At 62.5% G+C, this 20,241-nt stretch carries 20 protein-coding genes; 1 reads left to right on the top strand and 19 read right to left on the bottom strand.

The genetic code is table 11. The features are described from left to right. Positions 1 to 25: 25 nt before the first annotated feature. Both nusA and rimP read right to left on the bottom strand, forming a co-directional pair. A complete protein-coding gene (nusA, locus tag ACWUKX_RS00380; RefSeq protein WP_029356954.1) occupies positions 26 to 1,621 on the bottom strand; it encodes a transcription termination factor NusA in 1,596 nt (531 codons plus the stop codon). A gap of 47 nt (positions 1,622 to 1,668) precedes the next feature. Beyond that, on the bottom strand, positions 1,669 to 2,313 hold the full coding sequence (gene rimP / locus ACWUKX_RS00375) for a ribosome maturation factor RimP (RefSeq protein ID WP_127315683.1): 645 nt from the start codon (positions 2,311 to 2,313) through the stop codon (positions 1,669 to 1,671). A gap of 281 nt (positions 2,314 to 2,594) precedes the next feature. Between rimP and ACWUKX_RS00370 the strand changes: the two genes are divergently transcribed. Next, positions 2,595 to 2,759, top strand: a complete 165-nt coding sequence (locus ACWUKX_RS00370) for a hypothetical protein (protein ID WP_095517012.1) — start codon at positions 2,595 to 2,597, stop codon at positions 2,757 to 2,759. A gap of 75 nt (positions 2,760 to 2,834) precedes the next feature. Here the strand turns inward: ACWUKX_RS00370 and trmB are convergent, their stop codons facing one another. From trmB to ACWUKX_RS00285, 17 genes are all read right to left on the bottom strand, one after another. Beyond that, a complete protein-coding gene (gene trmB / locus ACWUKX_RS00365; RefSeq protein ID WP_456002864.1) occupies positions 2,835 to 3,536 on the bottom strand; it encodes a tRNA (guanine(46)-N(7))-methyltransferase TrmB in 702 nt (233 codons plus the stop codon). 11 nt (positions 3,537 to 3,547) lie between these two features. Continuing rightward, a complete protein-coding gene (metK, locus tag ACWUKX_RS00360) occupies positions 3,548 to 4,861 on the bottom strand; it encodes a methionine adenosyltransferase (RefSeq protein WP_456004036.1) in 1,314 nt (437 codons plus the stop codon). A gap of 331 nt (positions 4,862 to 5,192) precedes the next feature. Beyond that, positions 5,193 to 5,612 carry a helix-turn-helix domain-containing protein gene (locus ACWUKX_RS00355; RefSeq protein ID WP_029356958.1) on the bottom strand — a complete coding sequence of 140 codons (420 nt, stop codon included), beginning with the start codon at positions 5,610 to 5,612 and terminating at the stop codon, positions 5,193 to 5,195. 136 nt (positions 5,613 to 5,748) lie between these two features. Beyond that, the gene (lnt, locus tag ACWUKX_RS00350; protein ID WP_456002862.1) at positions 5,749 to 7,341 is read right to left on the bottom strand and encodes an apolipoprotein N-acyltransferase; all 1,593 of its coding nucleotides are present in this window, start codon (positions 7,339 to 7,341) and stop codon (positions 5,749 to 5,751) included. A 122-nt stretch (positions 7,342 to 7,463) separates the two neighbouring features. Next, the gene (locus tag ACWUKX_RS00345) at positions 7,464 to 7,742 is read right to left on the bottom strand and encodes a hypothetical protein (RefSeq protein ID WP_456002860.1); all 279 of its coding nucleotides are present in this window, start codon (positions 7,740 to 7,742) and stop codon (positions 7,464 to 7,466) included. Positions 7,743 to 7,850: 108 nt separating this feature from the next. Beyond that, a complete protein-coding gene (locus ACWUKX_RS00340) occupies positions 7,851 to 8,399 on the bottom strand; it encodes a hypothetical protein (protein ID WP_456002858.1) in 549 nt (182 codons plus the stop codon). Positions 8,400 to 8,611: 212 nt separating this feature from the next. Continuing rightward, a complete protein-coding gene (locus tag ACWUKX_RS00335; protein ID WP_456002856.1) occupies positions 8,612 to 9,442 on the bottom strand; it encodes an alpha/beta fold hydrolase in 831 nt (276 codons plus the stop codon). Positions 9,443 to 9,772: 330 nt separating this feature from the next. After that, the gene (locus tag ACWUKX_RS00330; protein WP_127315691.1) at positions 9,773 to 10,846 is read right to left on the bottom strand and encodes a hemolysin family protein; all 1,074 of its coding nucleotides are present in this window, start codon (positions 10,844 to 10,846) and stop codon (positions 9,773 to 9,775) included. Positions 10,847 to 10,873: 27 nt separating this feature from the next. Beyond that, positions 10,874 to 11,380: an rRNA maturation RNase YbeY gene (gene ybeY / locus ACWUKX_RS00325; RefSeq protein WP_456002854.1), complete on the bottom strand. Its 507-nt coding sequence runs from the start codon at positions 11,378 to 11,380 to the stop codon at positions 10,874 to 10,876. Positions 11,381 to 11,392: 12 nt separating this feature from the next. Further along, positions 11,393 to 12,385, bottom strand: coding sequence for a PhoH family protein (locus ACWUKX_RS00320; protein WP_287305617.1), 993 nt, complete (start codon positions 12,383 to 12,385; stop codon positions 11,393 to 11,395). An 83-nt stretch (positions 12,386 to 12,468) separates the two neighbouring features. After that, positions 12,469 to 13,878 (bottom strand): tRNA (N6-isopentenyl adenosine(37)-C2)-methylthiotransferase MiaB, encoded by a 1,410-nt coding sequence (gene miaB / locus ACWUKX_RS00315; protein WP_456002852.1) that lies wholly within the window; start codon positions 13,876 to 13,878, stop codon positions 12,469 to 12,471. A 119-nt stretch (positions 13,879 to 13,997) separates the two neighbouring features. Continuing rightward, positions 13,998 to 14,798 carry a lysophospholipid acyltransferase family protein gene (locus ACWUKX_RS00310; protein WP_456002850.1) on the bottom strand — a complete coding sequence of 267 codons (801 nt, stop codon included), beginning with the start codon at positions 14,796 to 14,798 and terminating at the stop codon, positions 13,998 to 14,000. 87 nt (positions 14,799 to 14,885) lie between these two features. After that, positions 14,886 to 15,380, bottom strand: coding sequence for a ribosomal protein S18-alanine N-acetyltransferase (gene rimI, locus ACWUKX_RS00305; RefSeq protein ID WP_065005897.1), 495 nt, complete (start codon positions 15,378 to 15,380; stop codon positions 14,886 to 14,888). Continuing rightward, positions 15,380 to 16,084 carry a tRNA (adenosine(37)-N6)-threonylcarbamoyltransferase complex dimerization subunit type 1 TsaB gene (gene tsaB, locus ACWUKX_RS00300; protein WP_456002848.1) on the bottom strand — a complete coding sequence of 235 codons (705 nt, stop codon included), beginning with the start codon at positions 16,082 to 16,084 and terminating at the stop codon, positions 15,380 to 15,382. Before tsaB ends, rimI begins: the two co-directional genes overlap by 1 nt. Before the next feature lie 182 nt (positions 16,085 to 16,266). Continuing rightward, positions 16,267 to 17,373 carry a DUF1513 domain-containing protein gene (locus tag ACWUKX_RS00295; protein ID WP_456004034.1) on the bottom strand — a complete coding sequence of 369 codons (1,107 nt, stop codon included), beginning with the start codon at positions 17,371 to 17,373 and terminating at the stop codon, positions 16,267 to 16,269. A 175-nt stretch (positions 17,374 to 17,548) separates the two neighbouring features. Beyond that, positions 17,549 to 18,628 carry an imelysin family protein gene (locus tag ACWUKX_RS00290; protein WP_456002846.1) on the bottom strand — a complete coding sequence of 360 codons (1,080 nt, stop codon included), beginning with the start codon at positions 18,626 to 18,628 and terminating at the stop codon, positions 17,549 to 17,551. Beyond that, complete coding sequence (locus tag ACWUKX_RS00285) at positions 18,628 to 20,235, bottom strand: di-heme oxidoreductase family protein (protein ID WP_456002844.1); 1,608 nt, start codon at positions 20,233 to 20,235, stop codon at positions 18,628 to 18,630. Before ACWUKX_RS00285 ends, ACWUKX_RS00290 begins: the two co-directional genes overlap by 1 nt. Positions 20,236 to 20,241 lie beyond the last annotated feature (6 nt).

Raw genomic sequence — 20,241 nt, 5'->3', positions numbered from 1 at the left:
GGGTTGTGTGCGATGCGGTTTCACCTCACGCACCAACGGCTTCGTCAGCCGGCACGTCTTCGGCTGCAAGCTCGTCTTCGGTGATCCAGCCGGCCTTGAGGCGGGCGGCCAGAACCATCTGCTCGGCATCGGCGCGCGACACGCCGTGACTGGCGAGCACGCCGGGGAACACCTTCGTCTCGCCGTCCTTGCGTTCTTTCCAGCCGGTCAGGTCATCGGCCGCATAGCCGGCGAAATCCTCGATCGTCTTCACGCCGTCCTCGCCGAGCGTCACCATCATGGCGGTGGTCACGCCAGGAATCTCACGCAACTCGTCCTTGACGCCCAGCGCCTTGCGCTTCTCGTCATGCTCGGCTTCGATCTTCTCCAGATACTCGCGGGCGCGGGCCTGGATTTCCGAGGCGGTGTCCTCGTCGAAGCCGTCGATCGACGCGATCTCGTCGGCATCGACATAGGCGACTTCCTCGACGCTGGTAAAGCCTTCGGAGGCGAGCACCTGGCCGACCATCTCGTCGACGTTGAGCGCATCCATGAACAGCGCCGAGCGTTCGACGAACTCCTTCTGGCGGCGCTCGCTCTCTTCCTGCTCGGTCAGGATATCGATATCCCAGCCGGTGAGCTGCGAGGCGAGCCGGACGTTCTGGCCACGGCGGCCGATGGCCAGCGACAGCTGGTCGTCTGGCACCACGACTTCGATGCGTTCGGCATCCTCGTCAAGCACGACCTTGGCGACTTCCGCTGGCTGCAGCGCGTTGACGATGAAGGAAGCAGCCGAAGGCGACCACGGAATGATGTCGATCTTCTCGCCCTGCAATTCGCCGACCACCGCCTGAACGCGGCTGCCACGCATGCCGACGCAGGCGCCGACAGGATCGATGGAACTGTCACGCGAGATGACGGCGATCTTGGCGCGCGAACCCGGATCGCGGGCGACCGACTTGATCTCGATGATGCCGTCGTAGATTTCCGGCACTTCCATGGTGAACAGCTTCGCCATGAACTGCGGATGGGTGCGCGACAGGAATATCTGCGGACCACGCTGCTCGCGGCGCACGTCGTAGACATAGGCGCGGACGCGATCGCCATATTTGTAGTTCTCGCGCGGGATCAGCTCGTCGCGGCGGATGATCGCCTCGCCGCGGCCGAGATCGACGATGACGTTGCCGTATTCGACGCGCTTGACGGTGCCGTTGACGATCTCGCCGATGCGGTCCTTGTACTCGTCATACTGGCGGTCGCGCTCGGCCTCGCGCACCTTCTGCACGATGACCTGCTTGGCCGACTGGGCGGCGATGCGGCCGAAATCCATCGGCGGCAGCTGTTCGGCAATGAAGTCGCCGAGCTGGGCGTCGGGATTGCGCTCGCGCGCGGAGGAAATGGCGATCTGCGTCGCATAGTCGTCGACTTTCTCGACCACTTCCATCAGCCGCTGCAGCTTCATCTCGCCGGTATTCGGATTGATGTCGGCACGGATGTTGGTTTCCTGGCCATAGCGCGAGCGCGCAGCCTTCTGGATCGCATCGGCCATGGCGGCGATGACGATCGACTTGTCGATCGACTTTTCACGCGCGACCGCGTCGGCGATCTGCAGCAGTTCAAGCCTGTTGGCGCTTACAACCATCGTTTTTCTCCCGAGCTTGTTGCCGAGCCTTTGCGCCGGCAGCCCAATCACATTTCCTGTTCGGTTTCATCTTCCGCGCCCGCTTCTGCGCCCTCTGGCGCGTCTTCGGGTTCGCCGCGGCGCTTCTTGGCTTCCTTGCGCGCCCTGTTGTCTTTCGACAGCGCGTCGCGGATAAGGTCATCGGTCAGGATCAGCCGTGCCTCGGCAATCGCATCGTAGGGCACACGCACCGTCGGCTCTTCGCCATAGGCCGCCTTGTCGCGCTCGATCAGCACGCCGTCCGCGTCGCTCTCGGCGATCTTGCCCTTGAAGCGCTTGCGGTCGGCGACAAGGACCGAGGTTTCCATCTTCACCAAATGACCCGTCCAGGTCGCGAAATCCGACTTGCGGACCAACGGCCGGTCGATACCCGGCGACGAAACTTCGAGATGATATGCCTTTTCGATCGGATCATCGACATCGAGCGCAGGCGATACCGCCCGGCTGACCTCTTCGCAATCCTCGACGGTCATGGTCCCGTCCTCGCGCTCGGCCATGATCTGCAGCGTCAGCCCGTTCTGGCCCGTCAGATGCACCCTGACTAGGCGGAAGCCGATGGCACGCAACACCGGCTGCACGATCAGCGCGATGCGCGCATCGATGCCGCTTTCGCGGATGATGCGGTCGTCGCTGTCGGGTACCGTTGCAGTCATTCGATTCCTGTCGCTTCATCGGCGGTCGGAAGGTAACAAAAAAGAGCGGGACCGGGTGGACCCACTCTTCGCCATACCGACCAAGAATTTGAGCTTGATATAGACGATCGCGGCCGGCGTTTCAAGTCCGCATGCAGGGTATGGTGAAAGTGCCGGGGGCAGCGTTGCATAGGGCGCATGGCGGCCATGCGGCAACGTCCCTGTGATATCAGGCGAAAGCGCCTATCTTTGTTGCGCTGCACAAATTCAATCCGCATCGCAGCAGGCGAAAGGGCATAATCATGACCAACCGCAAAGTTTTCTCGGCCATCGGCGATTTCTTCACCGTGTTCGGCAGCGCCGTCGCCGCGTCGCACGCGGTCGAAGCCGGCCGCAAGCCACGCGCGCGCGATCTGCGCAATCTCGGCATGGATCCGGCCGCCTTCAACAAGATCGGCCGCTTCTAAGACCGGCGACGCAGCGCGACGACATCTTTGGTCCTCGTCGACGGCAAAGCGCGCGACGCGCGCTGCTGAGTAGGACTATCTCCGGACGAAGGTGAGATAGGCCGGCCGCCGGCCTTCGCGAATGGCCTTCGCCTCGTAGCGCGTACCCGGCCAACCCTCATAAGGCCGATGCCAGTCGGCGGCCTCTTCAGCCTGCCACGCAAACGCATCATGTACCCGGCAATGCAGCAGCGTCCAGTTCACATAGCTATCGATATCGGAAGCAAAGCGGAATTTTCCGCCTGACTTCAGGACGCGCGCGAAACGGTCGAGATTGACCGAACTGACGAAGCGTCGCTTCCAGTGTTTCTTCTTCGGCCAGGGATCGGGATAGAGAAGGTCGATGCCGTCGAGCGAGGCTTGCGGGAGCCAGTCGAGCAGGCGCGTGGCGTCGTTGTCATAGACGCGAAGATTGGCAAGCGGCCGTTCCCTGACGGCCATCATCATCTTGGCCATGCCGTTGACGAAAGGTTCGACGCCGACAAAACCGGTTTCAGGAGCCGCCGTCGCCCGATGCAGCAGGTGTTCGCCGCCGCCGAAACCAATTTCGAGATGAATGGCGCAGACATCGGCTTCGAACAGGCTGCGGAATTCGGCCGGCGGTCCGGCCGTCAGATCGAGCCGGTAGGTGCTGAAGCCGCTTTCCAGTGCCGCCGCCTGCTGCGGACGGATGGTCTTGCCGCGCCGGCGACCGAAAAATGCTTCGGTCGCACGGCTTGGCCGGTCTTTCGGATGCATGGACGCCGCGGCTAGGCCGCGACTGCTTCGGCGGGCGCTTCGGCGAGTGCATCCTTGAGCGCCTTGGCGAGGTCGGTCTTTTCCCAGGAGAAGGACCCGTCACGGCCGGCCTTGCGGCCGAAATGGCCATAGGACGACGTCTTCGCGTAGATCGGCTTGTTGAGATCGAGGTGGCGGCGGATGCCGGACGGCGACAGGTCCATCACGGTGCGCAGCGCCTGCTCGAGTTTTGCCTCATCGACCTTGCCGGTGCCGTGCAGGTCAACATAGACAGACAGCGGCTGGGCGACGCCAATGGCATAGGAAAGCTGGATGGTGCAGCGATCGGCGAGCTTGGCGGCCACCACATTCTTGGCGAGATAGCGTGCCGCATAGGCTGCGGAACGGTCGACTTTGGTGGTGTCCTTGCCGGAAAAAGCACCGCCGCCATGGGGCGCAGCACCGCCGTAAGTGTCGACGATGATCTTGCGCCCGGTCAGGCCGGCGTCGCCGTCTGGCCCGCCGATGACGAACTTGCCCGTCGGGTTTATGTACCAGTTGCAGCTGTCGGCGATCTTCAGCTCGCCGAGCGCCTCGCGAATATAGGGTTCGACGACATTGCGGACCTTCTTCGAATCCCAGCTGGCGTCGAGATGCTGGGTGGACAGCACGATTTGCGTCACTTCCGCCGCCTTGCCGTCGATATAACGGACGGTCACCTGGCTCTTGGCGTCCGGCCCGAGCCGGCCGGCATCGCCGTTGCCCTCATGGCGCGCGGCGGACAGCAATTCGAGGATCTTGTGGCTGTAGTAGATCGGCGCCGGCATCAGATCCGGCGTCTCGCGGCAGGCATAGCCGAACATGATGCCCTGGTCGCCGGCGCCTTCCTCGCCTTGCCGGTCGGAGGCGTTGTCGACGCCTTGCCCGATATCCGGCGACTGGCCGTGCAGCAGAACCTCGATCTTTGCTGTCTTCCAGTGGAAACCGGCCTGCTCATAGCCGATCTCGCGGATCGCCTTGCGGGCGGCCGACTTGAACTTCGCCGGATTGACGAGCGGATGACCGGCGGCATCCATCAGGATGTTGCCGGCCTTGTCCTTCTTGAGCAGGGTCTCGGGGACGCGGACCTCGCCGGCGATCACGACGCGATTCGTGGTCGCCAGCGTCTCACAGGCGACGCGGACCTTCCAGGGGTCCATGCCGGTCTTTCTGGCCTCGCGATAGACCAGATCGACGATCTCGTCGGAGATACGGTCGCAGACCTTGTCGGGATGACCCTCGGCAACGGATTCCGAGGTGAATAGATAGTTTTGCCGCGTCACGGGTGTCCCCTCTTGAAAAAACATCGGCACGCTGCCGATTGGCGCGCCACGTGTTAGCTGTGCCGGGCGGCGCTCGTCAAGCGGTGCGGCCATTCTGGTATGAAAATCGCGCTATTATCTTGTACCACTGTGACCGGCGGCAGGATGCCGCAAGCGCGCTTAGCTCCAACACGTTGCTTTGCTTCAGCACGTTGATGAAAAAGACTTTGAGCATGGGTGTCGAGTAAAATCGATCCGCTCTCCGGCATGCCTATGGGATGTAAATTCCACGGTGCGCGAGATCGCGGAAATTGCCTGCCCCGCTATGACGGCCTCGCCATTTCCGGGTTTTCAACGGCCAAATCAATCTGCCCAATCAATCGACTTCGTCGGTGGAAAGGGCCTTCACAAGCTCGATGATCTTGCGGCGTATCTTCACGTCGGCGATCTTGACGAAGGCCCGGTTGAGTTGAAGACCTTCAGGACTGCCGCAGAATTCGACGGCAAAAGCCATTGATGTATCCTCGGCAAATCCGCGGTTGCCCACGGTCTCCTGGCCCGGCGCGTCCTCGAAAAAGAAAGCGACAGGAACGCCGAGTATCGAGGCGATTGCCTGCAAACGGCTGGCACCAACGCGATTAGTCCCCTTTTCGTATTTCTGTATCTGCTGAAAAGTTATTCCGAGGTTCTCGCCCAGCTTCTCCTGACTCATTCCCAACATATTGCGACGAAGCCTGATGCGACTTCCGACATGGATGTCGATAGGATTCGGCTTCTTCTTGTTTTCTTCTGCCATTTTTTCCTCGCCGAATTTTTCCGGCTTTTTGTGTTTTTCTGCCCAAACGAAGCCGGCGGCCGGTGCCCAACACAAAGACGTACCGACTTCGAGAAATTTCAGGCCGTTACAGTATGAGTTTCTAATGTGTCGACTGTCAATTCGCCCGTAGCTTTTGCCTTACATTCGATGTGAAAGCGGCCAGGGCAAACAGCAACAAGATCATCAGTCCGTTAATGCGTCTTTGGCGGGAAGAAGCGATGGCTTGATCGGAAATCGGCACATGTACATCGATGGCTCCGCGTGCGTCGATCGCCAGCGCGTCGAGGATGCGCCCGCGCGGATCGACGACAGCGGAGATGCCGTTATTGGCTGCGCGCAACAAGGGCACCCCGTTCTCCACAGCACGAATCTGCGCCTGCCTGAAATGCTGGTACGGACCCGGCGTGTCACCGAACCACGCGTCGTTCGTGACATTCACAATAAGCTCGGCTGACGTAGCGTCAATCGCCACCAGATCGGGAAAGATGACTTCATAGCAAATGAACGGAAGCACGCGGATGCCGCCGGACAGCGCGATCGGATGCCGCTCATTGCCGGCCGCGTAGGTCGTCGGCCCGGCGACGAGCTGTTTGAGCCCGAAGCGGCCAAGCAGGTCGGCAAAAGGCAGATACTCGCCAAAGGGCACCAGATGAACCTTGTCGACAGCATCTGCGATTTCGCCCTTGTCGTCGATCGCCACCACCGAATTGTAGTACCGCCTGTCGGCATCTGCCGCCGAGCCGCCCTCCTCCCGGACGACGCCGGCGATCAGCATCTGGCCGTCGTCAAGCATCTCTCCCAGCGCGGTCAGCGCATCGGGACGTTCGGCGAAAAAAAACGGCACGGAGGTTTCCGGCCACAGGATCAATTGCGGCTTGTCATGGCCGGCCTCCGGCGCCTTGGCCGAAAGCCCCATCAGCGTAGCGAAGATCCGGTCGGGCACCGAAGCGTCCCACTTCTCGCTGAGGTCGACAGCCGGCTGCACAATGCGGACGTCGAGGCTGCGCTCCGCCGGCTTCTCGGGAATAGCAAGCCGGATATAGCCGAAGCCGACATGGGCCGCGACGAGAACGGCAAGCAGTGCAGCTCCCAGGCGGACATGCCGGCGCGCCGCAAGCAGGGCCGGCAATGCAAAGACGAAGACCGCCAGCGCGTTCATGCCGACCATGCCGGTCACCGACACGCTCTGCATAAGCAAAGGCACCGGCATCGCCGCGTAGCCGACGGCATTCCACGGGAACCCGGTGAACAGAAAATCGCGCAGCCATTCCGCCAGGCCAAAACCGAAGGCAAGGGCAGCGATGCGGCCGATGTCGTTGCTCCACAGCAGCCGGGCAACCGCTGTTGCGAAGCCGTAGAAAAAGGCGAGCGCCAGCGGAATTCCGACCACTGCGAAGGGAAGCGCCCAGGCGAAACTGTCGGCCTCGACCAGAAGTGCCGAGCCGATCCAGCACAGGCCGGCGAGAAAATAGCCGAAGCCGAACCACCAGCCGATGGCGAAAGCCGGCCGCAAACGCCAGAACCAGCCATCGGAGGCTTCGCCGGTCGCGCCGTCGAGGAGCCAGACCAGCAGCGGAAACGAAATAAAACAGACGGCAAAGAAATCGTAAGGCGCTTGGGCAAGAACCGCCAGCGCGCCAGCAAGAAACGCCACAAGCGCGCGGCGCCAACCCCACAGCAGAATTATCTGGCCGGCCAGGCGTTTCATAAATTCTTCCGAGTCGTGCGAATCACCGAGCAAGATTTATCAGGCTGCGGTCCACGCTCCAAACGGCCACCGCTTCAGCCGGCGTGCCGGGTTGAATCTTCGGCAATCGACCCTTTGCGGACTCAAAAGCAGGGTTCACAGACGAAGTGAGAACGATAGCGTGGATGCCCTATCAGCGTGCCAAAGCCGACAAGAAATGCTCCCCATGCGAGCACAACTGCCACAGCCATGATGCCAACTCCTGAAGCCAGTTTGCAAGCCAAGCCGACCGATGAAGAAAAGCGCCAAGGGCGTATCAACGCAACGATTGCGGCTGATGCCAGCAGAATAAGCACTGGAACGCCTAAGACCACGGCGTGCATCTCCAGCATAAGAGCGAACGGAGTATCCAACTTTATCATCGGCTTAACCTCCCCTAAACCCTGAAGGCATTCAAGATTGCGACACCGATGACTTGAAGGGCCAGTTTTTCCACCCGTTGCGGACGAAGACGGGCTCGCGCAAGACGTTCACCTGTTGCCTAACCGTCTCCGCAGCAGGAAATGAAAGTCGCACAGGACAACCAGCCCAACCAGCATGCCGGATGTGGAGCCGACCACATCGCGCCAGCCAAGCTCGGACCAACTCAACACAGCTTTGGGCAGGGCATACAGCGGGACCAGGAATGACAGCCCGGCGAAAATGGCGGTTACGGCAAACCAGGTTCTTTCGAAAGAGAGCGCCTTCCGCCCATCGAAGCCACGAATTCGTGCGGTCCGCGAAATCAAGTGGCCGTAGGCTGCTTCGTCTTGCTTTCGCAGACTCGGGATGAATATGGCGATGGAGCAGAGGAACGCTGCATACATTGCCAAGAGGCCTCTGAAAATCCGAAGGTGAGGATCACCGCCGAAGGGAGCCACGCAGTAGAGCGCCCCGAGGAGCACCGCAGCCACAAATCCATAGAAACAAAGCCGGATGGGATGCCACCAGTCTAGCGACGCAAGAAACATTTTCCGCCTTAACCCGTTGCCAATCAGCCAACAGAACTTCTTCCGCAGATATTGATTTCCGCTTTCCACCGTAACGGAAGTTCGCGGAATCGAAGACCATGCGCTAATGCCCGATTACAATCTTGAATATCGAAAGCTGCGCGAAGCGGGCTTCTCCGGCTGGTCGGGAGCCAATCGAGATGGGAACATCCGGACTCTGACAACCACGCTCATGTGGCTTGAAGCCGAATAGCTGTTACCAGGCCAGCGAGGGAAAACTCTTCGCCCTTCCAATTCATCCATCAGTCTTCGCCGTCGCGCGACAGAAATGCGTTCAGCCGCTCCAGAACGAGGGCCGGGGCTTCGAGCTGAGGCAAGTGACCGACGCCAGGCAGTGTTTCGAACGACGCCCGCGGGATCAGCGCATGAAGCGCTTTGCCTCGCTCCAGCGGGATCCATGGATCGTCCTTGCCCCAGATTATCTTTACCGGACACCTGATATTCCCGAACACCTGCTCGACTTCGGCGGTGTACTTTTCGTCGGCTTGCGCGAATTGCCGATAGAAGCTTCCTCGTCCCTCCTCGGCAAGCCACGGCTCGACAAGCTTCTCGAAATCACCCGAATCGATGTCATTGACGATGGCCCCCTTGATATAGGCCTCCACGATCGCTCTGTGGATGTGCGACGGCAGGCCCAGAAAGGCATCCACATGACGACCGACGTGATCGAAGAACTCCGATCCCCACGGGCGCATGGCGACGACATTCATCAGAACATACCGCTCGAAGTCGCAGCCATGCAGCAAATGCGCCCGTAGCGTCGTCGCTCCGCCGAAATCATGGGCAACGACCATGGGCCGCTCAAGGTGCCAGTGCGCAAGCATCTCGGCGAATACCTTTCCTTGCACATCGAGTGAGGTGCGCTGCTCCGCGGCTTTGTCGGATCGCCCGTATCCGGGCATATCGTACCAGTGGACACGATAGCGCCTTGCAAGGTCTGGAATAATCCGATGCCATGAGAACGAAGACCACGGCCAGCCATGGGCCAGCACGAGCGCAGGCCCGTTGCCAGATCGACCCGCTGCCACAGCGCCCGCGGATGTTTCGACGGTCTCATCGAGTTTCCACGGCATCAGATATTCTCCCAGTATTCAGGACAGCGTCAAGATGAATTGGTTCGGAACCATATAGTTCGAGACCACCTACCATCCATCGCTGAGATTGAGACGGAGATGCTAACGGTGCCAGCCTTCGATCCGTAGATCGCCCAGCCGCTCGGCCTCCTCGCGTGGAATGGTGCGTACGGTCTGGGAGGAAGGCCAGACGTGACCCTCAGGATCGAGCGCCCTATACCGTTGTTGAGAGCTTGAACGGATCGTCGACCGTCATCGGGCGGCGGTGCTTCAGGTTTTCTTGTCGCAGGTTCTTGTCCCAAAACCGCGAGACACTTTTGCGGAACCTGCTCACGCCTGCTCGGCGCGGACGGCGCGCCGGCGGCGCTCGCCTTTCGGGGTCTCGACGATGCGCACGCGCTTGACGCGGCGCGGATCGGCGTCGAGCACATGGAATTCAAAGCCAGGGATGGCCTGCACCACTTCGCCGCGGGCCGGAACCCTGCCAAGCGTGTTGAAGATCATCCCGCCGATCGTGTCGACATATTCGCCATGCTCGCCGGCGGCGAAATCCTCGCCGATCATCTTGGCGACATCGTCGATCTCGGCCTTGCCGTCGACGACGAACACGCCCTCGCCGGTCTGGGTGATCATCGGCTCGTCCTCGTCATGTTCGTCCTCGATGTCGCCGACCACCATCTCGACGATATCCTCGAGCGACACCAGACCGTCGGTGCCGCCATATTCGTCGATGACCAGCGCCATCTGGGTACGCATCGCCTGCATCCGCCCCATGAGATCGGAGGCGAGCATCGACGGCGGCACGAAAAGCACCGGGCGGATCAGGGTCAGGTCGCCTATGGTGCGCGTGAGATCGACCTTGGCGAGATCGAGAAGCGTGGCGGCGGCGGTTTTCCTGGTCGTCCTGCCCTTCCTGACGCGGGCGATCTTGGTGATGTGCGCGAGCACGTCGCGGATGTGGACCATGCCGCGCGGGTCGTCGAGCGTCTCCGAATAGACCGGCATGCGGGAATGGCCAGACTGCTCGAACAGGCCCAGAAGATCGCCCAGGTTTGTCGTGATCTCGACCGCCTCGATGTCGGCGCGAGGCACCATGACGTCCTCGACGCGCACCTCGCGCAGGCGCAGGATGTTGTTGAGCATGGCCCGTTCGCCGGGCGAAAAGGCGCCGGCATCGCTCGCCGTTTCGGCAAGCGCGTCGGCGATCTCCTCGCGCAGGCTGGTGCCGTTGCGTTGCCTGAACAGGCCGAGCACGCGATCGAACAGGGAAGGACCGGCAGGCGATGGCTCGCTGGCGAAGCTGCCGGTGATGGTACTCGGACTCGAGCCCTCTTCCGTCTGTTCGGATGGCTTGGTCGCACTGCCGGCGTCTGGGCGGGCGGCAGTCTCTGGTTTGTCGTTCATCGTCGTCCGGTCATTTGATCTTTTTAGTTACGCGTAGGGATCGGGAATGGCAAGCCTCGCAAGTGCTGCGCGTTCGACGGCTTCCATTTCCTCGGCCTCGGCGTCGGTCTCGTGATCGTAGCCCAGCAAATGCAGCAGGCCGTGGATGACGAGATGGATGATATGGTTGTCGACAGGCTTGTCTTCCAGTGCGGCTTCCCGCGCAACCGTCTCGGCGGCCAGCACGATGTCGCCCAGCATGGGCGGCAGCGGGCCGCCCGTTGTGAGCGGAAAAGCCGGGAAAGACAGGACGTTGGTCGGTTTGTCCTTGCCGCGCCAGCCGGCATTGAGGCTGCGGATATGGGCATCGTCAGAAAAGACGATACTGAGTTCGGAACGGCCGGCTACGCCGGTTTCGGCAAACGCAGCGGCAACGGCGCGATCGACCAGCCGCGTCAGCGCAGCCTCTTCCGGCCAGTCGCCCGCATCGACCGCTATATCGATGTCGACGGGAACCGGAAGATCCTCGCCTCCGGATTTCTTGTCCTCAGCCATAAGGCTGCATCATCAGCCTTCGGCGCCCAGGCCCCGGGCCAGCTTGCCGTCGCGGTCGTAAGCCTTGACGATCTCGGCGACCAGCGGATGCCTGACGACGTCGCCTTCGTTGAAGCGCACCGTCACCATGCCGGTGACGCCGTCGAGGATCCTGAGCGCCTCGACCAGACCGGATTTGGTGTTTTGCGGCAGATCGATCTGGGTCGGATCGCCGGTGACGATCATGCGAGAGTTCTCGCCGAGACGGGTCAGGAACATCTTCATCTGCATCGGCGTGGTGTTCTGCGCCTCGTCGAGGATGACGGCGGAGTGCGCCAGCGTGCGGCCGCGCATGAAGGCCAGCGGCGCGATCTCGATCACCTCGGCGGCTATCGCCCGCTCGACCTTGTCGGCCGGCATCATCTCGTAAAGCGCGTCGTAAAGCGGCCGCAGATAGGGATCGACCTTCTCCTTCATATCGCCGGGCAGGAAGCCGAGCCGTTCGCCGGCCTCGACTGCCGGCCGCGACAGCACGATGCGCTCGACCATGCCACGTTCGAGCAGCATCGCCGCATGCGCCACCGCCAGGAAGGTTTTTCCCGTGCCAGCCGGGCCGATGCCGAAGACGAGTTCAGACCGCTCCAGGGCGCGCATATAGGCGTCCTGGTTGAGCGAACGGGCATAGATCGTCTTCTTGCGCGTCGATATCTGGGCGGCTGACACCTTGCCCTTGCGCTCCAGCGTCGGCAGCGTCAGCTGGTCGTCGGCGGCGATCGCCATGCGCACGGCGCCGTCGACGTCCGACTGGCCGATGTCAGCGCCTTTCTGGAGAATGCCGTAGAGATTGTCCAGGGCGCGGCGCGCCTGCTCGGCGGCCGATGCGGAGCCCTTGATGGTCAGTTGGTTGCCTCGCGAGCGGATATCGACGCCAAGCTTCTGCTCCAGCCTGGCCAGATTCTCGTCGAACTGGCCATAAAGGGCGCTGGCAAGCTTGTTGTTGTCGAAAGTCAGAACGATGTGCGCCATATCCGAAGCCCCCGATGGTAGGTTCTGGGGCAGGTTCTTCACTTCCGCAGCGCTCAACCGTCTCTCCTCATCTGCCGAGACCTTCAGGCCAATTCGGCGAACAGGCTGTTGTAACCCGTCTTCGTGATTCGTACCTGGATAATCTCACCGATTTCGCCGGACTTTTCATCAACAATAACCGGCTGCAGCCACGGCGAGCGGCCGACCTTCTGGCCAGCCTGGCGGCCCGGCTTCTCGATCAGCGTGTCGATGGTGCTGCCGACCAGGCTCGCGCCGAAATCCTGCTGCTGCTTCAGCAGCAGCGCCTGCAGTCGCTGCAGGCGCTCGTCCTTGACGGCTTCCGGCACATGATCGGCCATTTCCGCGCCCGGCGTGCCAGGGCGCGGCGAATATTTGAACGAGAAGGCCGAGGCATAGTTCACCTGGCGGACCAGGTCCATCGTCGCCTCGAAATCCGCATCCGTCTCGCCGGGAAAGCCGACAATGAAGTCGCCTGAAAGCGCGATATCGCTCCGTGCGGCGCGGATCCGGTCGAGCAGCGTCAGATAATCCTTTGCCGTATGCCTGCGGTTCATCGCCTTGAGGATGCGGTCGGAGCCGGATTGCACAGGCAAATGCAGATAGGGCATCAGCGCCGGCAAGTCACGATGGGCGGCGATCAATTCGTCGTCCATGTCGCGCGGGTGACTGGTGGTGTAGCGCAACCGCGCCAGCCCGGGAATCTCGGCCAGCCGGAACAGCAGGCGGCCAAGACCCCATTCCTCGGTGTTTTCGCCCTCGCCATGCCAGGCATTGACATTCTGGCCAAGCAGCGTCACCTCGCGCACGCCGGCTTGCGCCAGCCGCTCGGCCTCGGCGACGATCTGCGCCACCGGCCGCGACACTTCCGAGCCTCTGGTATAAGGCACGACGCAGAAGGTGCAGAACTTGTCGCAGCCTTCCTGCACGGTCAGGAACGCGGTGACGCCGCGCTTGATGATCTCGGCGCGTTTCGGCTGCGGCAGGTGCTCGAACTTGTCCTCGATGGCGTAGTCGGTCTCGACGATCTTTTCGCCGCGGCGCACCCGTGCCAGCACGTCGGACAACCGGTGATAAGTCTGCGGGCCGATGACCAGATCGACGGCCGGCGAGCGGCGGATGATCTCGGAGCCCTCTGCCTGCGCCACGCAGCCGGCGACACCGACCAGCATCTCGCGGCCGGCCTGAGCCCGTTCGGCCTTCATCTCACGAATGCGGCCAAGTTCGGAATAGACCTTCTCGGCGGCTTTCTCACGGATATGGCAGGTGTTGAGCAGCACCAGATCGGCCTCACCGATGGCGTCCGTTGCCACATAGCCGTCGGCGGCCAGCGCATCGGTCATGCGCTGCGAATCGTAGACGTTCATCTGGCAGCCATAGGTCTTGACGAAGACCTTCCTGGTCGCGGCAGATGGTACGACCGCACTTTCGGCCGCAGTTTCGATGTCGTCCCGTTCGATCGTGTTCAATTCCATCTGGCGGCTTCTAACGCCTTTCGCCGACAAAAAACAGACGATTCTGCCCTGCAGCGCCATGTGTCCTCTTGGACGCGCAAGACGCTGGAGCACTTGATTGGCGCAGTAGCTATTCCGGTTTACCGGCTCGGGCGCGGATCGGCGAGCGCCGCCTGCACCATATCACGCACCTGACTTTCCATCAGCCTTGCCGTTTCCTTGCGGCTGGAGCCCTTTGAAAAGGCGACCGGCTCACCGAAATGCACTTCGACATCGAGCCCGCCTTCCGCCATCAGCACCTTTAGATGCGGCATCAAATCCTCGTCACCGATCCAGGCGGCAATCGGCCGGTGCCTGCGGCCGAGCGGCACGCCATGCAGGCGCGTATAGACGATCGCCACCGGCTGGATGAAGACCGTTTCGGCCGCCCCTTCCGAAATTGCCATCGAGGCGGCGCCGAATAGCGTGCTCTTGAACGGCAAGATCATGTTGCCGTCGCCGGTCGACCCTTCGGCAAACAGCACCATGGCGTCGCCCTTGGCCATGCGGTTGGCGATCTCGCTCGCCTGGTCGGCCGACGAACGCTTGCGCTCACGCTCGATGAAGACAGTGCGCTGCAGCTTCGATAACATGCCGATCAATGGCCAACCGGCCATGTCAGCCCTGGCGATGAATTTCACGTCGACCATCGACCCCAGCACCATGATGTCGGTCCAGGAGATGTGGTTCGACGCAACCAATAGAGGGCGCTGGCTGGACAGCGTCCCCTTGACATGGATGCGCATGCCCAGCGCCCTGATGATGAGCCGGTGCCAGATCTTCAGGACGAACGTCTCGCGCCAGAGCCCGGTCTTCATCGACAGGATCTGCAACGGTACGAGAATCAACGAGCCGACGACAACGAGGCCCAGTGCCAGGAAAATCCTGATTTTTCCGATCATTTTGCTCCAGGCCCTGCCCACGTATGGCCAGAGCGTTGTGCGTCCAATTGGACGCACAACGTACGCTCTAGCAATTTTGAATCTGCGCTAGCGAAGATCGCGACGCATGACAAGCGCGCCGGTCGGGCCGTGCTCGGGCGACCTGTAATAGTTGGGACGCTTGCCGACCTCGCGGAATCCCAGCCGCCGGTAGAGCGCGATCGCGGCAACGTTGGTCTCGTCGACCTCGAGGAAGAGCGCCTCGGCGCGTTGCGCGTGCAGTTCGCGCAGAACGGCATCCATCAATTGCCAGCCGAGCCCCTGGCGGCGATGGGAGCGCGCCACCGCGACAGTCAGGATCTCGCCTTCACCGGCAGCCAGGCGCGCCAGGACGAAGCCGACCGGCGGCTTGGCACCCTGTCCGGTCTCGCGCGCGGCATAGCCGAACACCGCGTCCTGCTCGAGCAGTGCAGCGAATTCGTCGTCGGTCCACGGCCGAACGAAATCCTCGCGATGCAGCACCGACATGGCCGCGCTGTCGGCAATCGTCAGCGGCTCGAGCGCAAAGTCCCTGCGGCGCGGCTGGAGGAAAGGAATGCGCATCAGGTTTTCTTCCCGGCTTTCTTCCTGGACAGGATAAAGCCGGCCTGCGGCTTGGCGCCGGCGCCGCGCAGATAGAGCGGTTTCGGCTTTTCGCCTTCAGCCTTTTTGCCGGCAGCTTGGGCGGCAGCCAGCCGGGCATAGACGGCGATGTCGGCCGTGGCACTTGTCGGGCCGATATCAAAGGCGCGCCCGGCCGAGGCGGCAATTTGCGTGGCAGCTGTGCCGGCCAGAACCGGAGAGAGATCTACCGCCATGGCGACGGCTTGCGAAAGCGTGGTCACGGCCGGACCATAGCGCAGAACCGACTCTTCATCGTAAAGCGCGGCATGGATCTCGTCGCGCCCGGCGTCGAGCGCGGCCAGCACAGCGCGGCCGGGAAATGTCTCTTTGGCTTGCGCCGCCAGCGCTTCCAGCGTCGTCACCCCGATTGCCGGGATTTTCAGCGCCAGCGCAAGACCCCGCGCCGCTGAGACGCCGACGCGCAGGCCGGTGAAGGAGCCCGGACCGGTGGAGACAGCGATGGCGCCGACGCCGGCATAGTCGGTTCCGCCGGTCTTCAACGCCTCATCGATGACGGCCATCAGATGCTCGGCATGGCCCTTGCCGAGATCGAACACCGAACGGCCGAGCTCCTTCCCGGCCGCCGCGTCGTAGACACAGGCGGCGCAGAGATTGGCGGCACAGTCGATGGCGAGCAACTTCATGAGGCGGCCGGTTGGAGCACCCACTTGGGCGCAGGGGTTCGAAAAACAATTTCCCTGTGCCTGCCATGGCTCATCGCCGCAAGGGGATAATGCATAAATCGTTTGGCGGCTTTGCTTCGACCTCGCCTGAAGGCGGTAACTTCTAACGAACGTAACCGTCACGGAACCGGTGCCGGACGCGCCTATTCGGCCTCCTCGATGCGCAGCATGTGATTGTCCCAGACATAGCCCGGCTCGGACCGTGTCGCGCCGCCGGCTTCGAGGATTTCGCCGGTGCCAGTCGTCGCCATGAAGCTCGGCCCGTCGGGCGCCACGCCGCAGACCTCGGCCAGTGCGCTGATGGCGACGATCCGGCCGCTGGCCGCATCGATCACCGCCAGCGAATTCCCTTCCGGCGAGGACACGGCGACGGTGCCGGCGGCGAGGTTGGCGGCGACCGAGCCGATGTAGTTCCTGAAGCCGGAAAGCACGTCCTGCGGCATGTCGAGCAGTTGTAGATCCTTGCCGCGCGCGGCGCGGCCGACCAGCAGCGGACGATCGGTGCCCGGCCCCCTGTACTGGCAGCCGAACCAGACCGTGCCGGATTTATCGGCAGCCATGTGACGGATCGACAGCTGGTGCAGCTCCGGCGGCAGTTCGTGCTTTTCGAGAAGGTCGCCGGTCAGGCGGTCGACCAGCACATAGGATGGCTTCATCGTCGCGATGTTGAGCTCGGCGCGGCCGTAATCCGGATGCGTCTCGATGCCGCCATTGGCGACGGCAATCGTCCTGCCGTCGCCCAACAACAGAAGCTCGTGCGAACCCATGCCGTAGGTCGGGAACTCACTGATGCGCTTGAATTTCGCACGCGCGTCATAGACACCGACCACACCGGCGGCGTTGTCGAAATCGTTCTCGGTGGCGTAGAGCAGCGCACCGTCGGTCGAAAACACGCCGTGACCGAAGAAATGCCGTCCACTGACGCTGGCAATGGTCCGTGGTTCGTCGCGACCTGTGTGGTCGAAGACCACGGCGAAGGTGCCGGGCTGCCTGGCAAAGACCACGGAGCGCATGGACACCGGATCGAAGGTGACGTCGTGACCGCGGGCGGGAAGGTCGATGGCATGCAGGACCTTGCCGGCCTCGGACAGGATGGCCGCGCCATAGCTGCCGTCACGCTTGACGAAAGCGGTGGCGAAGACGGCGTCGGCCGCAAGTGTCTTCGCCCATGCGGACGGCGCCATCGCGGCAACAAAGCCTGTCCCGGCGGCCCTGAGGAAATCACGGCGATCGAACAGCGGCGTCTTCAGGATGCGATCTCCGTTCGAGCATGATCTTGTCCAAAAAGTCTGCAACTTTTTGGGATCATGCTCGGTTTCTTTGCCGCATGATCTTGTCCAGAAAGTCTGCAGCTTTTTGGGATCATGCTCAGTTTCTTTGCCGCATGATCTTGTCCAAAAAGTCTGCAACTTTTTGGGATCATGCTCAGTCTCCGTCGAGCGACGAGAAACCGGCGGTCAGGCCGAATTCGGCTGTCAGCCTGGTGCCGATCAGGGTCGACAGGCTGGATGTCACCAGCGAGAAGTGGTCGAGCTTCTGGCGCAGCGCCGGGTCGGCGAGCGCCTTGTCGATCGGACCTCTGATGGCCGTGGCGTCGGCGACCCCGTTGACGAGCTGGATGTGGATCGAATCTGCCATCCAGCGCGCGTCGGGCGACAGCGCTTCGCCAAGCTGCGAGGCCTGGAACAGCGCGTCCATGCCCGAAAGATTGCCGGTCAACGAGCGCGCGGTGTTTTGCGAGCGCCAGTAGATCGCCTGTTTCGGCTTGTCGGCTTGCGGCTTGCTGCCCAAAAAGCCCTTTAGGCGCACGTCGCGGACCATTTCCAGCTCGTTGATGAAGACGCCGACCAGTTCGGTCACCACTTCGGTGCCGTCGCGGTAGAGCGCGTTTTGCGGGCCCGGATTGGCCCAAAGCGCGGCAAAACCGTCGGGCTTGTTCCAGGCGTCGCTGACCTCGGCGGCAATCGTTTCGATGTTGCCAGCGACGGCCGCGCCGTAAGCACAGCGATAGGGATCGTCCTTACCGGCGAGCCGCTCGGCGCTATCGCCGTAAAGCACGAACTCCAGCGCGCCGAGCCCTTGCATGGCGACGCTCTTTGTCGCCAGCTGGGCTGGATCGGCGGCGGTGCGATCTTTATTAGCCAGCGCCGCCTGGACCTGCCTCAGGCCGATGCTCTTGCGGTCCGGCCAGAACAGCATGCGCTCCAGCCGGTTGTTCTGCGTGATCGGTCCGATGCGGATGATCTCGACGACCGACCAGGCATCCACGGTGCCGGAGAATTCGGCGCGCGCCGCATCGAGATGATCCTGCGAAGGCGCGTCGCAAAGCCTGCGCATCGCCTTGGTCAGGCTGTCCGCATGCTCATGCAGCCGTGCATAGGCCGGGCGGACAAAGCCGTCGATGGCCTGCTGGATCACGTCGGAGGCCTTTGCCGCTGCGGATGCCGGCAACGCGCCGGCGAGGACCAGCGGGAGAACCAGGACAAGCGCAAGACGCTTCGACATCAGAACGACTCCAGGAATTTGACCAGTGCGTCGCGATCGGCCGCATCGGCGGCGGCAAAGCGGTCGCGCGCCTTCTGCCCCTCGCCGCCATGCCACAGGATCGCCTCGGCCAGGGTGCGCGCGCGCCCGTCATGCAGGAAGAAGCTGTTGCCGTTGACGGTCTGGGTAAGACCGCTGCCCCACAGCGGCGGCGTGCGCCATTCGCGGCCGGTAGCCTCGCCCACCCCTTGCCCATCGGCGAGACCCGGCCCCATGTCATGCAGCAGAAAATCGGAATAGGGCCAGATAAGCTGGAAGGCCTGCGCCTTGTTCGGCGTGCCGCGGCGGGTGACGAATTTCGGCGTATGGCAGGAAATGCAGCCCATGTCGTAGAACAGCTTCTTGCCGGCCAGCACATCGGGCTCGTCGAGATCGCGCCGCGCCGGCACGGCGAGGTTTTGCGAATAGAAGGTGACGAGGTCCATGACCGGCGGCGGCGCCTCGACCGGGCCGAGGCGCTCCTGCACGCCGTTGGGCATGGCAAGGCAGGTCTTTTCGGCCGCGGTGCAATCGCCCCAGTGGTTTGGCACTTCCGGCGTCGAAATGCCGATGTCACCGGCGAATGCGTCCGCCGCTTGCTGGCGGATCGACGGCGTCTGCGCCTTCCAGCCGAAGCGGCCGAGCGTCAGTTCGCCGCTCTGGCCATCGCGCACGATGTTGGGCTTGCCGGAGATGCCGTCACTGTTCCGATCGTCCGGATCGGCATGGGCGAGAATGTCCGCCGGTGCGATCTGCTCGACCAGGCCGAGGCCGATCATCGGCGGCGTCATACGCGGCGAAAGCGTCGTGTGCGGATCGAGCGGCCCGTTGGCAAGATCATCGACCGAATAGCTCGGCTTGCGCAGCCAAACCACGGTACCGTCCGGCAGCGTGACTTTCTGCTCCTGATAGTCGACACGCATCCGGCCTTCGCCCCGAAGACCCGGCACGGCCAGGTCCTGCAATTGCGAGCCGTAGACCGGATCGGGGAAGTTGAGCACCTTGCGGGCGGCCAGCGCTGTTCTCTCCTCATCGGTGCTCGCCTGCCGCGCCAGCCGCAGGAACATCGAGGTGGAACCGCTGTCGCCTTCCGGCGGACGGCCGCGACCGTCCTTCAGATGGCAATTCTGGCACGCCCGCTCGTTGAACAGCGGCCCAAGCCCGTCCGACGCCTGCGTCGACGAGGGCGACGAAACCCAGTTCTTGCGGAAAAGGGCATTGCCGAGCTTGAAGGTGCCTTCTTCCTCGAAGGTGATATTGGCGGAAGATTGCGAGAAAGCGTCCTTGTTAGCATCTTTCCGTGACGTGCCGGCGCCACCCTGCATCGGCTCGAACTGCTCGGGCTTGGAAAAATCCTTGGCCGGCCGGGTGATGGCGATGACGCGCGCCAGATCCTTCGGCGTCAGATCGGTACGACTGGTGGCGAGGCCCGCCGGTTCGGGCGCGCCGGCCATCGCCGAGGCCGTAAGTGGGACCACTACGGCAAGCGAAAGCCCGCGAAGCCAGCTGTATCGCGGGTTTTGCTGGGACGGCAGGCCGCAATCCTCGGCCCGCCGCAGGCGGCGCAAGAAATCTAAGCGGCGCCGCATTCCCGC

The organism is Mesorhizobium sp. f-mel, from assembly GCF_053850215.1.
Note: the sequence above shows the minus strand (reverse complement) of the source record. Positions and strands in the feature narration are given on the sequence as shown.